12 protein-coding genes and 2 pseudogenes are annotated in these 12,616 nt (G+C 64.7%); 2 read left to right on the top strand and 12 right to left on the bottom strand.

Annotated elements, in window-relative coordinates; translation table 11 throughout:
- Nucleotides 1-166: 166 nt before the first annotated feature.
- The 4 genes from AB431_RS25690 to AB431_RS25705 are packed head-to-tail and all read right to left on the bottom strand — an operon-like array spanning nucleotide 167 to nucleotide 4,413.
- Nucleotides 167-1,465, bottom strand: coding sequence for a cytochrome P450 (locus AB431_RS25690; RefSeq protein ID WP_047332317.1), 1,299 nt, complete (start codon nucleotides 1,463-1,465; stop codon nucleotides 167-169).
- Complete coding sequence (locus AB431_RS25695) at nucleotides 1,462-2,391, bottom strand: LLM class F420-dependent oxidoreductase (protein WP_047332318.1); 930 nt, start codon at nucleotides 2,389-2,391, stop codon at nucleotides 1,462-1,464. Before AB431_RS25695 ends, AB431_RS25690 begins: the two co-directional genes overlap by 4 nt.
- Before the next feature lie 28 nt (nucleotides 2,392-2,419).
- Entirely contained in the window at nucleotides 2,420-3,220 is an 801-nt protein-coding gene (locus tag AB431_RS25700) for an enoyl-CoA hydratase/isomerase family protein (RefSeq protein ID WP_235435762.1), read from the bottom strand.
- Nucleotides 3,217-4,413 carry a cytochrome P450 gene (locus AB431_RS25705; protein ID WP_047332319.1) on the bottom strand — a complete coding sequence of 399 codons (1,197 nt, stop codon included), beginning with the start codon at nucleotides 4,411-4,413 and terminating at the stop codon, nucleotides 3,217-3,219. The genes AB431_RS25700 and AB431_RS25705 overlap by 4 nt, the downstream gene beginning before the upstream one ends.
- 104 nt (nucleotides 4,414-4,517) lie before the next feature.
- Between AB431_RS25705 and AB431_RS25710 the strand changes: the two genes are divergently transcribed.
- Entirely contained in the window at nucleotides 4,518-5,330 is an 813-nt protein-coding gene (locus tag AB431_RS25710) for an enoyl-CoA hydratase/isomerase family protein (protein ID WP_144418366.1), read from the top strand.
- A gap of 2 nt (nucleotides 5,331-5,332) precedes the next feature.
- Nucleotides 5,333-6,535 carry an acyl-CoA dehydrogenase family protein gene (locus tag AB431_RS25715; RefSeq protein ID WP_047332321.1) on the top strand — a complete coding sequence of 401 codons (1,203 nt, stop codon included), beginning with the start codon at nucleotides 5,333-5,335 and terminating at the stop codon, nucleotides 6,533-6,535.
- Here AB431_RS25715 and AB431_RS25720 read toward each other — a convergent pair.
- The 8 genes and pseudogenes from AB431_RS25720 to AB431_RS25750 form a co-directional block, all read right to left on the bottom strand.
- Nucleotides 6,532-7,278, bottom strand: coding sequence for an enoyl-CoA hydratase/isomerase family protein (locus AB431_RS25720; RefSeq protein ID WP_047332322.1), 747 nt, complete (start codon nucleotides 7,276-7,278; stop codon nucleotides 6,532-6,534). The two genes, AB431_RS25715 and AB431_RS25720, sit on opposite strands and share 4 nt — an antisense overlap.
- The gene (locus tag AB431_RS25725) at nucleotides 7,278-8,075 is read right to left on the bottom strand and encodes an enoyl-CoA hydratase/isomerase family protein (RefSeq protein WP_047332323.1); all 798 of its coding nucleotides are present in this window, start codon (nucleotides 8,073-8,075) and stop codon (nucleotides 7,278-7,280) included. The genes AB431_RS25720 and AB431_RS25725 overlap by 1 nt, the downstream gene beginning before the upstream one ends.
- Nucleotides 8,072-9,043, bottom strand: a complete 972-nt coding sequence (locus tag AB431_RS25730; RefSeq protein ID WP_304413802.1) for a nitronate monooxygenase family protein — start codon at nucleotides 9,041-9,043, stop codon at nucleotides 8,072-8,074. Before AB431_RS25730 ends, AB431_RS25725 begins: the two co-directional genes overlap by 4 nt.
- Before the next feature lie 14 nt (nucleotides 9,044-9,057).
- Complete coding sequence (locus AB431_RS25735; RefSeq protein ID WP_047332325.1) at nucleotides 9,058-9,903, bottom strand: enoyl-CoA hydratase/isomerase family protein; 846 nt, start codon at nucleotides 9,901-9,903, stop codon at nucleotides 9,058-9,060.
- Complete coding sequence (locus AB431_RS25740) at nucleotides 9,900-10,139, bottom strand: lipoyl domain-containing protein (RefSeq protein WP_047332326.1); 240 nt, start codon at nucleotides 10,137-10,139, stop codon at nucleotides 9,900-9,902. Before AB431_RS25740 ends, AB431_RS25735 begins: the two co-directional genes overlap by 4 nt.
- Before the next feature lie 14 nt (nucleotides 10,140-10,153).
- Nucleotides 10,154-11,062: pseudogene (locus AB431_RS31640) on the bottom strand (alpha-ketoacid dehydrogenase subunit beta); the annotation flags it as partial.
- Between the two features lie 162 nt (nucleotides 11,063-11,224).
- Nucleotides 11,225-12,187 (bottom strand): annotated as a pseudogene (locus AB431_RS31645) (thiamine pyrophosphate-dependent dehydrogenase E1 component subunit alpha); the annotation flags it as partial.
- A 22-nt stretch (nucleotides 12,188-12,209) separates the two neighbouring features.
- Nucleotides 12,210-12,611: a nuclear transport factor 2 family protein gene (locus AB431_RS25750; RefSeq protein ID WP_235435763.1), complete on the bottom strand. Its 402-nt coding sequence runs from the start codon at nucleotides 12,609-12,611 to the stop codon at nucleotides 12,210-12,212.
- Between the last annotated feature and the right edge of the window lie 5 nt (nucleotides 12,612-12,616).

Here is a 12,616-nt window from a genome sequence, read left to right on the forward strand (position 1 = left end):
TTGGGCTTCCGGCGCAACACCCGTTGGCACGTCTACATCCACGGCCTGATTGAGATGTCGATCGGACTGCTGTCGGCTAGCTCAATGACGCGGAGGTTCGCCGTGTTGGTCGGCGCCGGATACATCTTCTACCTGTCGAGCCACGCCGTGTCCGGTCGAATTGCCGCTAGGCTCGAGTCAGGGCTATCGGTAGGTACGTAGGTCCTCGCAACGAAGTATTGGTCGACCACCTCGCCTCCCCAGCCGGTTCGATGCCGGACGCTTGAGAAACCAGTTCGCGTAGCACGGCTTGGGCTTCCATCCGGGCCAGCGGTGCACCGATGCACATGTGAGCCCCGTAGCCGAATGCGATGTGGTTGCGGGGATTTCGGTCCACCTGAAATGTGTCCGGATCGGGGAACACCCGGGGATCTCGATTCGCGGCACCAAACGACAACAGGATTCGCGATCCGGCGGGGATCGTCACGTCACCGACGCGGTAGTCGAGTCTGGTGTAGCGGTATAAATTCTGGATCGGACTCGAGATACGCAGCTGCTCCTCGACCGCCATCGGGACAAGATCTGGGTTGGCCCTGATCAACTCGAATTGGTCCGGATGGTTGGCCAGCGTGTCGAACAGTCCGCCGAGCAGATTGGTCGTGGTTTCATTTCCGGCGATCAGTAACAGCATCGCGATGTGAAACAGTTGGTTGTCTGTCAGCGAACCGTCCTGCGCGTGCGCGAGCAGGCGCCCCATGGCGGTGTCCGAATCCTTCAATCCGCCAGCGGCGAACTGTCGCATGAAGTAACGCTGCAATTGCACAATCGAGCCGAGGGCCTTGGCGGAACGAGCAATTCCCTTGCGTGTCGGTTCGAAGTCAACGATGTGCATGCCCGCCTCGGACCACGCGCGGAATTGGGCCACATCGGCATCGGGTACTCCGAGGATGTGCGCGATCATCCGCACCGGCAAGGGGATGGTTAGCCGCTCCACCACGTCACAGCCGGGATTCGCCACAACCTCCGCAACCATCTCGGCTGCGAGTTTGTCGGTCATCTCCTGCCAACTCGCCATCGCCCCCTTACTGAATCCAGGCTGAACTTGTTTGCGCAGGCGGGCGTGTTCTTCGCCGTCGGTCAAAACCAGGACCGGCGCCGCGATCTTCAACCGTGTCACGCCCTGTTCGCTGGTGACCGCATCGGTGTCGCGAAGAGCGGCGCGCACGTCCTCGTGGCGGCTCAATATGAACGTGGCTCGTCTGGGGTTGAAGTGCACTCGGCCCGTCCGATGGAGATTTCGGTAGGCCTCGAAAGGTTCTGCTGCCGTGACCCGGTCAAGCGGATCGTAGTCGGTGTTGACCGCTCCTACCCAGCCCTGATGACCGCGGCGCCAGGTTCGTAGGGCGCCATCGATATTCAGCCGAGCAGCGGAGGCGAATGGGGCGAAGATGGCAGCCGAGGCACTCAACCGCTCGTTCGCTGTCACGTCAAACTCCTCGAGCGGTGGTGTGCGACGACCGTCGCGCCGAACTCGTCGATCGCCTCCAGAGCCCGCGCGAGGCTGTCTCCGGGGACGCTTAGCTGAATCGCCGTGACACCGAGATTTTCGAGACGCTCGACCTCCTCGAGGTACGCGCCCGAGTTGAATTCGGCTGTACCCGGCGTCCCAGCCAGCCCATTGAAAGCGATGTCGACCGTCGCGATGTCCCGGCCGATCGCATCGCAGCGGCGGCACAGATCGTCGATTCCGGCAGCCAGCGCATCCTCGGCGTCCATCGTCGCAGTCCGGGTGACCTTGGCTAACGCGTCCGGCGCCGCGAACGGGCACCAGCCGTCTCCGTGCGCCACCACCCGCCGGCGCGCGGCAGCGGTGTTGCCACCGACCCAGATCGGCGGGCACGAGGCGGGCCTTGGATGGGCGGTGATGCCGCGGGCCTCGAAATGCGAACCCGAAAAGCTCACGTCGTCTTCGGTCCAGATCTGACGAATCACCTGCAGTGCCTCATCGACGAGCGCGGCGCGTTGATCGAAATCCACACCCAAGGCCGCGAATTCGCCCTTGAGATACCCAACACCGACCGCCAGAGTGAACCGCCCGCCGGACAACACATCCAGACTGGCGCCCGCCTTGGCCACCAGGAACGGATTTCGATAGGGAAGTACGACGAGATTCGGGACCAACCGCAGTGTCGTGGTCACCGCGGCGGCATACGCCATGGCGACGAACGGGTCGAGCGCATCATGGCCGCCGGACTCCAGCCACCGTTGTGTGGGCGCAGGGTGGTCGGTGAAGCCGAAGCCGTGAAAACCGGCCTTCTCGGTGGCGACGGCCACCGCCGCCACACCTGATCCGGTGACCAGTTCCGGATGATACGGATGGGTGTGCATCGGATGAGTCAGGATGAACCTCACGTCGAATTCCTTTCGACACCAGCCGTCGTCAGCGACCCTCGAAGCGAGGCTCGCGCTTCTCGGTGAAGGCCGCGACGCCCTCGGCGACGTCGGCTGTGCCTGCCACCTGCTCGACCAGCAAGGCCTCGGTGGTGAAGGCCGCCGCCCGATCTACGTCGAGCGCCTGGTTGAGCATGGCCTTCGCCGCGGCGAGGGCCCGGGTCGGGCCGTTCGCGAGTCGCGTCGCCCATTCGTTGGCGGCGTTCTGCAACTCCTCGTTATTGGCCACCACCTTGTTCACCAGCCCGATGCGATGCGCCTCGCCCGCCGACAGCTCCTCACCGAACAGGATCAGTTGCTTGGCAACATTGAACGGCACCTTGCGCGTTAGCAGATATGCGGCTCCGCCGTCAGGCGCGAGTCCGCGCCGCACGAACAACTCGATCAAACGTGCACCTTCGACGGCGATGATCAGGTCGCACGCCAAGACCATGCTGGCGCCCACCCCCGCCGCAACCCCGTTCAGCGCACAGATCACCGGCTTGTCACAGTCGAGGAGTGCGGCGACCACCGCCTGCGATCCGGAGCGCAAGATCCGCGCGGCGTCGCCCGGTATCCGGTCCTGACTGGGCCGCATGTTGGGGTCGCGCAGGTTGGGACCCGTGCAGAAATGCTTCTCACCACTGGCGGTGAACACCACGGCACGTATCGCAGGGTCGCGTGACGCCTCCGCCAGGTTGTCGATCAGGTCGCGCTGCATGGCGCGGGTGACCGAGTTGCCGACCTCCGGGCGGTCGAGCACCAGCCACAGCACTGCCCCGTCAGTGCGGACGGTCAGGCCGGTGCTCACAGCGCGACGGGCACGCTGGCCGGCCCCCGCACGGAGTTCGTGTGCACGAAGGCGACGTTGTCCTCGTCGACGTCCCAAGTTGGGAACCGCTTGAGCGTTTCCTCCAGTGCCACTCTGGCTTCCAGTCTGGCCAGTGCCGCGCCGAGACAGAAGTGCGAGCCGTGGCCGAAACTGATGTGCTTGATGCCGGTGCGGGTGACGTCGAACGTGTCAGGGTGCTCGTACTGCCGTTCGTCTCGGCCGGCCGAGCCGGTCAGCAACGCGACCTTGCTGCCCGCGGGAATGACGGTGTCGTGGAACGTCCTGTCCTGCAGCGTGAATCGTCCCTGGATCGGTGACGGCGCGTCGTAGCGGAGCAGCTCCTCGACGGCACCGCCGATGAGCCCGGGGTCCTCCACAAGCTTGGCGCGCTGATCCGGATTGCGGGCCAACGTCAGCGCGGCCCATCCCAGGAGCCGCGCGACCGTCTCATTGCCCGCAACGTTGACCATCGCGATGAAGACCAGCAACTCACCGTCGTCCAGCCGACGCGGGTCGATGTCGGGCATTACGAGATCGGAATCCATGAGATCACTGACGATGTCGGCCGTACGGGTATGCCGTCGCAATTCGATCTGCTGCCGGTAGTAGTCGAACAACCTCACCTGGGCTAGCTCCCCGGCTTCATTGCGCTCCGTATTGCCTTCGTCCCGATGTAATTGCGCATCCGACCACTCGCGGAGGTTGTCGTGATCGGACTCAGGGAAACCGAGCAGGGAGCTGATCACCATCACCGGGAGTTTGGCCGAAAAGTCCCGAACGTAGTCGAAGCCGTCCGAGCCGACATGCCGATCCAGATAGCCGCGGCACAACGTCCGAACGTAATCCTCCAATTTGGCGATTCTGCTCCGGAAAAAGGTGCGATTGACCATCTTCCGCATCGCAGTATGGTCGGGTGGGTCCATCATGATCATCGCCTTGGGCGCACCCCAGGGGTCGTCAGTGATCATGTCCAGGGTGATGCCGTGCTCGGAGGAGAAGGCTTCGGTGTCCAGCGATGCGGTCAAGACGTCGTCGAACCGGCTCAGAGCGTAGAAGTCGTACTCCGGGTTGTAGTACACCGGCGCTTCGTCGCGCATCCGCTTCCACACCGAGTACGGTTCGGCATGCAAGAGGCGATCAAAAGGATCCCATCGCAGATCCGTCGTCGTCATCGCACCGTCCTTCCCTGCTGAACACTATTACACTCAATGTCTTATTGCACCACCATGCGCTAGCATCTCAGGCACTGCCGACACGACATCGAGGAGAGTTTCTGGTGGAAACGCGGGAGATGGACCACGTCGTTTACGAGAAGGACGGGGCGATCGCGCGGATCATCCTGAACAACCCCGAACGCGCAAACGCGCAGACCTCGGAGATGGTGCACAGCGTCAACGCCGCGCTCGATGACGCGCAATACGATTACGACATCAAGGTCGTGATCATCAAGGCCAACGGCAAGGGCTTCTGTTCCGGCCACATCCCAGACGGTAGTTATCCGGAATTCAAGGCCGAATTGGACGCATCCGGGAAGGTCTGGCGATCGGCGGCTCAACTGTTCTTGTGGCCGGTGCTCAAACTGTGGGAGTTCCCCAAGCCGGTGATCTCGCAGGTGCACGGCTACGCGATCGGCGGTGGCACGACATGGGCGCTGATCCCCGAAATCACCATCTGCAGTGACGATGCCTGGTTCCAGATGCCGCTGGTGCCCGGATTCGGTTTGCCCGGATCGGAGACCATGTTCGAGCCCTGGGTGTTCATGAACTACAAGCGCGCCGCGGAATACCTCTACACCGCCCAGAAGATCTCGGCGGAGCAGGCCCTCGAGTTCGGCTTGGTCAATCGGGTGGTGCCCCGCGAGCGCCTCGAGGCCGAGGTAGAAGAACTCGCCGCCAAGATCGCCAAGGCGCCGCTGATCACCCTGCAGGCGACGAAAGCCGGGATCCTGCGAGCGTGGGAGACCATGGGCTTCCGGACCCACCAGCAGGCCAGCAATGACCTTCAGGCTGTCGTGACAGGTTCGAAGGAATTCCAGAACTACATGGTCGAACTGATGAAGAAGGCGGCCAAGCCCGCGGATCGGGTCTGACAATGCCGCTCGACCCGATCGTCCGGTTCGGCGGCGGCCCCGAGGTCGAGGAGCTGCGGGGCCGAATCCGCGGCTGGTTGGTCGACCATCTGCCCGACGAGTTCCGCCGCACCGCCGCCAACCCCGACTATCTGCCGCGAGACGGACACGAACGCGCCGTTGAGTTCTGCCGAGCGCTGCACGCGCAGGGCTGGTTCGTTCCGCACTGGCCCGCACGGTTTGAGGGCGGTGGCCTTGACGTCGTGCGCCAAGTCGTGATTCGCGAGGAACTCGCCTATGCCGGCGCCCCGCTGGTGAACACCAACGGCGTCAACATGCTTGCACCGGTGCTGTTCCGGTTCGGAACGACTGCGCAGCAGGACGAGCACCTACCCAAAATCGCTCGCTCGGAACGGATGTGGGCCCAGGGCTACTCCGAACCGGAAGCAGGGTCCGATCTTGCCGCGCTGCGGATGACCGCGCGGCGCGACGGCGACCACTACGTGCTCGACGGCCAGAAGACGTGGACCAGCAACGGCGTATTGGCCGATTGGATTTTCGTACTGGCGCGAACCTCCCCGGTGGGCGCGAAGCGTCAGGCCGGAATCTCATTCTTTCTGGTCGACCTGGAGACTGCGGGGATCACCCGCCGCCCCATTCGCTCCATGACCGGCTATCCCACCTTCGCCGAAGAGTTCTTCGACGGCGTGCGGGTTCCGGCGGAGAACCTGGTCGGTGAGGAGGGCGAGGGCTGGAAGGTCGCCAAGGCACTACTGGACGCAGAGCGCTCCAACGTCACCCGTGCCGCGCAAGCACAGCGCTACCTCGACGAACTCGTCGACTGGTGCAAAGCCCAGCGCGGCGCGAAACATGATCCGTTGGCCAACCCGCTCAACCGCATGGCTCTGGCCCGCGCAGTGGAGCACGTGGAGGTCGGACGTGCACTGTCCTATCGGGTTGCCCACCAACAGGCTTCGGGGACGTTGGATCCCGCGCTACCTTCGTTGTCGAAGCTATATCACTCACAGCTGACCGCCGAGCTTCGCCAGCTCGGCGCGCGGATACTCGGGCCACTCGGCGCCCTGCTGCCCGACGACCCGGATTCAGTGCTCGACGGCCACTTCTCCGAAGGCCTGCTGTTGTCGTTGCTGCACACCATCGGCGGCGGCACCAGCGAGATTCAGCGCGATTTGATCTCCACGACCGGGCTCGGCCTTCCGCGCTAGCCGAACTCGGCCCGGCCCACAGCGGCAGCCGAACGCTGTTGCGCGACAGTCGCGATCGCCAGCTCAAGAGGATGGAACGACGCCAGCTGTGCTGACTCAACCGAGCCGATAAGCCGTTTGGTCAACTCCACCGCACCCGAATCCGTCTGTGTGAGTTCGCTTGCGATGGCCATCGCCACGTCGACCGCTGCGCCCGGTTCGGCGAGGTCGGTGACGAGTCCCCACTGGTGCGCGAGCTCCGCCGGCAGCCGGTTGCCTCGCAACAACAGCGATGAGGCGCGTTGCCGGCCAAGCTGCTGCGTCAATCGCCAGGCCAGTCCGCCGTCGGGCACGACCGCCCGGGCGACGAAAGGCGCTGAGAAGAAGGCGTTTCGCGCCGCGACAACAAGGTCACAGGAGAGCGCCAGGCTCCACCCGAGGCCGACCGCCGCGCCTTCGACTGCCGCGATCGTAGGCACGGCGACGGCGCGGAGCTGCTCCATCACGCGCTGTGCGTGCTCCACTCGGCCAGCCGGGCTGAGCGGGCCCGTTCCGTGGGCGGGCCCGGTCTTGAGATCGCCACCCGCACTGAAGAATCCATCCGCACCGGTGAGGACGATCGCGCGTGCGCCGCATGACGCCAGCGCATCCGATAGCTCGGTCCACGATTCGTAGCGCAGCGAATTGCGCTGGGACGGACGGTTCAGCGTTATCACCGCGGTCCCACCGCGGTCTTCGTAGCGGACGAGAGGTTCCGCGCTCATCAGCGGTTGAGAAATTTGTCGATTGCGGCCCGATGCTCCGGGGTGGTGAAGCATTCCGTCTCAGCGGATATCCCGAATTCGAGGATCGCGGTGACCGCACGCTCGGCGTGCAGATTCAGGGTGCGCTTCGTGTCCTGAACGGCGCGCGCGGGAAGCGCGGCCAACCGGTGAGCCAGGCGCAGGCCTTCGGTCTTGATGTCGGCGTGCGGTACCACGCGGTTGGCGAGCCCGAGTTCGACGGCGGTGTCGGGTTTGATGCGCTCGCCGAGTAGGAGGTATTCCTTGGCTTTGAGCAGACTCATCAGCAGCGGCCAGAGAACGGATCCTCCGTCGCCGGCGACCAATCCACTCGCGACATGCGTATCGGCGAAGAACGACCGGTCCGACATCAAGACGATGTCACAGAGCACCGCGATGCTGCAGCCGAATCCGACCGCTGGACCGTTGACCGCAGCGACGACCGGTAGGGGGAAGTCGATCATGTCCCGCACGATGCGGCGCGCGTCGCGCATACCCTCGCGTCGGGTGACGGGATTCTCCACGTGAGTGTGCAACCACTCGACGAGATCGCCTCCGGCGGAGAAGAAGTCCCCCGTACCCGTGAGGAGTACGGCACGAGCATCGGGGTCCTCGCCGAGAGTCGTCCAGAGCCTGGCGAACGCGCCATGCATGCGATTGTTGACCGCGTTGGCGTTACCTGGATTGTTCAGTGTGACGATCCGGACCGGGCCGTCGCTGGCCACCAGTATCTCGTCGCATCCTGTGACATCGGCGGTGCCCTGCGGTAGTTCGGTCACCGCACCGCACCGGCCAGTCGCTCCGCGATGATTGCCTCCGCATCAGCGACAATGCGGGCGACGACCTCCCCTGCCGACGGGATGTCGTCGATCAACCCCATCGCGGTGCCGATCCACCAGATACCCGCTTCCAAATCGCCTGTCTCATAGACCTTGACGCCTCGTTTCCCAGCGACGAGGTGTGCGATGTCCTCGAATTGTCCTCCACTGTTCAGGATTTCGACCACCTCGCGCGACACCGAATTGCTCGCTACCCGACCCGTGTTGCGCAGGGTGCGGAAGATCAGCTCAGTGCCCAACTCGTCACCGGCGACAATCGCTTCCTTCACTCTCTGGTGAATCGGCGACTCGACGGTGCACATGAACCGTGAACCCATGTTGATGCCGTCAGCGCCTAGTGCCAGCGCGGCGACCAATCCGCGTCCGTCGGCGAAGCCGCCCGGGGCGATCATCGGGATCTCGATCTCCTTGGCCGCGGCCGGGATCAGCACCAGGCCGGGGATGTCGTCCTCACCCGGATGCCCCGCGCACTCGAAACCGTCGATGCTGATGCCGTCCACGCCCAGGCTTTGCGCCTTGACCGCATGGCGCACCGAGGTGCACTTGTGCAGCACCTTGATGCCGTTGTCGTGGAACATCGGCAGATGCGGTGCCGGGTTCGAGCCGGCAGTCTCCACGATCTTGATACCGGCGTCAACGATCACCTGGCGGTACTCGTCATACGGCGGCGGGTTGATCGTGGGCAGGATCGTCAGGTTCACCCCGAACGGCTTGTCGGTCAGATCCCGGGCACGCGCGATCTCGTTGGCCAGGTCGGCCGGGGTCGGCTGAGTCAACGCGGTGATCAGCCCGAGCCCGCCCGCATCGGACACCGCGGCGGCCAACTCGGCCCGGCCCACCCACTGCATGCCGCCCTGCACGATGGGAGCCTCGATGCCGAAAGCCTCAGTGAATTTGGTGGTGATCAACGACATTCGTCCCTTCAGGAGTCCGGTTGCGCCGGCGCCCAAGCCGGCCTGCGGGTCGCCACAAAGGCGTCGCGCTCGGATGCGGTTGGCCAACTCGGCGGCCGCTTCTGCAGAAATGCGGTGAAGGCCTCGATCTGTTCGTCCGTACCCATCGACGCCCAGTACCCCGAGACATCGACGGCCGGCAGCGCACGCGACATCTCCCGCTTCATCGCGGCGCGTGCCGACGGACCGGTGTTGCGCACCCGATCGAGCAGGGCGGCCGTCTCGTCAACGAGCGCATCGTGCGGTACGACCTTGCCGACCAGCCCGAGCCGCTCGGCCTCGACGGCGTCGATCCAATCATTGCCGTAGATCAGGTGATTCGCGCGCAGCGTGCCGACGCGTTGAGGAATGCGAGCAGCGATAAAGGCCTCGTAAACCCCGCGCGTCAGATCGGGCACCCGCAGTCGGGCTCGCTCAGACGCGATGACCAGATCGGCGTACAACGTCATCACCAGACCACCGCCCAACGCGAGCCCGTTGACCGCGCACACCACCAGTTTGGGGATCTTGCCCAGGGTCTCGAACGGTGTCGCGTCGTAGGCCTCGGTGAACGAATCCCAACGCCGGTCGGGATTTCCTACCGAGTTCATGTCGCCGCCGGCACAGAAAACGTCTCCGGCACCGGTGATGACGAGGAATTGTAGGGCGGGTTCGTCGGCGACGATCATCGCTGCTCGTTTGATGCCGTGATAGCCGTCGGCGGTCAGCGCATTCCGCTTTTCGGGGCGGCTGATCGTGACGGTCAGCGTGTCGCCTGTGATGCAACCGGTGAGTTCCTCGGCGGCGAGGTCGACGTCGGCGGGTAGCTCCGTCACGAGATGACCGCGACGAGTTCGCCGACGTCGTAGGTGCCGCCCTCCTCGACCTTCCACGACACGACACCGGACGCAGGTGATTCGATGTCCATCTCGGCTTTGTCGGTGGCGAGCGAATACAGCGGCTCGCCCTCGGTCACCGAAGCCCCGTCCTCGACGAAGAATTCGGTGATCTCTGCTTCGGTGATGGCGTCGCCGGGCTTGGGCAACCGGACCTCGGTGGGATTGCCGCTCACACGATCCTCCTGATGGCTTCGACCAACTGGGCGGCGCCGGGGCGGCAGGCCGCCTCCAACGTTCCTGCCCTCGGCACCGGCGTGTAGCTGCCCGCGACCCGCTGGATCGGCGCGCTGAGAACGCCGAAGAGTTCTGTTCCGACGGCGGCTGCCAGTTCCGCGCCCGGGCCGCAGAAGCCCACTGATTCGTGTGCAACCACCAGCCGGGTCGTCTTACGCACCGAGGAGAGCACTGTGGCGAGATCGAGCGGCACGAGCGTGCGCAAGTCCACCACTTCGACCGAAATACCCTCGGATTCAAGCTCGCTCGCCGCGGCGAGCGCGGCATGCACCATGGCTCCGTATGTCACCACCGTGACGTCATCACCTGCTCGTTTGATGTCGGCTTGCCCAAGCGGGATGACGTAGTCGGCCACCGGCACCGGACCCTTCCCACCTCCGTAGTAGAGCTTCATCGATTCGATGAACAGGCATGGGTCCCCGTCGGACAGGCACGCATTCAGCAGGCCCGCCGCGTCGGCAGCAGTACTGGGCCAGACCACCTTCAGGCCCGGGGTGTGCATGGCCCACGCCTCGAAGGCCTGCGAATGTTGTGGCCCGGCCGCCATTCCCACCATGGTCCGGATCACCAGCGGCGCACCCGTGCGGCCACCCGACATGTAGCGCACTTTCGCGGCGTGATTGGCGATCTGGTCCATGGCAACACCGAGGAAGTCCATGAACATCAATTCGGCGACCGGCCGCAGTCCCGCCAGCGAGGCGCCGATCGCGGCACCGATGATCGACGATTCGGCGATCGGAGTGTCGAGCACCCGGTCGTCACCGTACTTCGCCGACAAGCCCGCCGTGATCTTGAACATGCCCCCACCCGAGCGGTCGGCGATGTCCTCTCCCAGCAGCACGATCGAGTCGTCGGCGGCCATGGCACGGTCCAGCGTGCGGTGAATCGCTTGTACCAGTCCCAGATCCTCGGTCTCGCCGGTCGGCAGTCCAACCGGCTGCGAGCCGGGGGACGCCACTTCGATTCCGTTGTCGGCGAACACGTCCCGGGTCAGTTCATCGGCATCCGGGGGCGCCGCGGTGACCGCAGCGGTGAAGGCCGCGTCGACCTGGTCGCTCAGTTCCTTGTCGATCGCGTCGAGCTCGGCCTCGGTCGCGACGCCTTGGTCGATCAGGCGGTTGCGGTAGCGCGCAAATGGTGGGTCGGCGCGCTTGGCCGCCAATTCATCCTGGTCCGCATAGGCCATGCTGTCCCCGAAGTAATGGCCCTGCAGTCGGTAAGCCACCGCTTCGACGAATGAGGGCCCCTGACCCGCCCGGGCGCGCTCGGCCGCCTCGGCGACCGCATCGTAGACCGCGTGCGGGTCCGTGCCGTCCACCGTGACGCCGACCATGCCGTAGCCCGTCGCGCGATCGGAGAGCCGAGCCGTTTTGGTGTAGCCGTCAGCCGCGGTGCCCTCCGCCCACGCGTTGTTCTGACAGAAGAAAACCACCGGAAGCGACCACAGCGCTGCCATGTTCATCGCTTCGTGCACGTAGCCGATGCTCGTCGCGCCGTCGCCGAAACTGACCAGGACCACCTGTCCGGTGCGCCTGCGGGCCGCGGCCAACGCGATACCGTTGGCGATCAACGGACCCGCGCCGACAATCCCTGTGGTCCAGGCGATTCCGTGCGCGGGGTCGTAGATCCCCATGGCGCCGGCCTTACCCTTGGACAATCCGGCACTACGGCCGAGAATCTCGGCGAAGTACCCGGTGAGATCGATGCCCTTCGCGAGCACGTCGCCAAGGCCCCGGTACGTGGTGACGAGCTGATCACTGTCCGAGAGCGCCAGCATGGCGCCGGCGGACATCGCCTCCTGGCCGTCCACCGGCCAGTAGCTCATCGCGGCCTCGCCGGACGACAACGCCTTGCGGACCCGTTTGTCTCCGTGCTGCACCTTGCTCATCAGGCGGTACAGCGCCAGGGCACGGTCAGTAGCCGACGACGGCCGTTCGGTGTCGAACTGGGTGGACATCCCACTCTCCCTTACCGGTTGGCGAGTCATTCTACAATAGAACGAATTGTGTTCAATCGTGTCGCCGGGTCGTCGCCAGCTGCTCGCCGAACAGCATCCTGTCGAAGTAACACCGCTCGACGATCAACCGATCCTCGTCGAAGCCGAACACATTCATGCTGAGCACGTCCATCGGCGTTCCCGGGCACGTGGTCCTGGTCTCCACGACCAGCCCGCCGGCCGAGTGGAAGATCTCCTCGGCGTCGAAACGCATCCGGGGCAGGTCCTCCCACTGCTGCAGGATCATGCCGCGTACCGCAGCGTCACCGTCGTAAACCGTTGCCGTGGGGATTATCTCGTAACGCGGATGGCTGAACGTCGACATGATGGCCTCGAGGTCGCGGTCGTTCTCACCGGCGACGTGCCGAAGCACCAATTCCTCACGCCGCCGCTGCATATCGAGATCAACGAACACCGACG

Origin of the sequence: Mycobacterium sp. EPa45, assembly GCF_001021385.1 — a bacterium.
Lineage (GTDB): Bacteria > Actinomycetota > Actinomycetes > Mycobacteriales > Mycobacteriaceae > Mycobacterium.

Excerpts from the sequence above, each read along its gene's own strand:
- AB431_RS25705 (WP_047332319.1), bottom strand. The coding sequence starts at position 4,413 with ATGACGACGACGGATCTGCGATGGGATCCTTTTGATCGCCTCTTGCAT.
- AB431_RS25715 (WP_047332321.1), top strand. The coding sequence starts at position 5,333 with ATGCCGCTCGACCCGATCGTCCGGTTCGGCGGCGGCCCCGAGGTCGAG.
- AB431_RS25720 (WP_047332322.1), bottom strand. The coding sequence starts at position 7,278 with ATGAGCGCGGAACCTCTCGTCCGCTACGAAGACCGCGGTGGGACCGCG.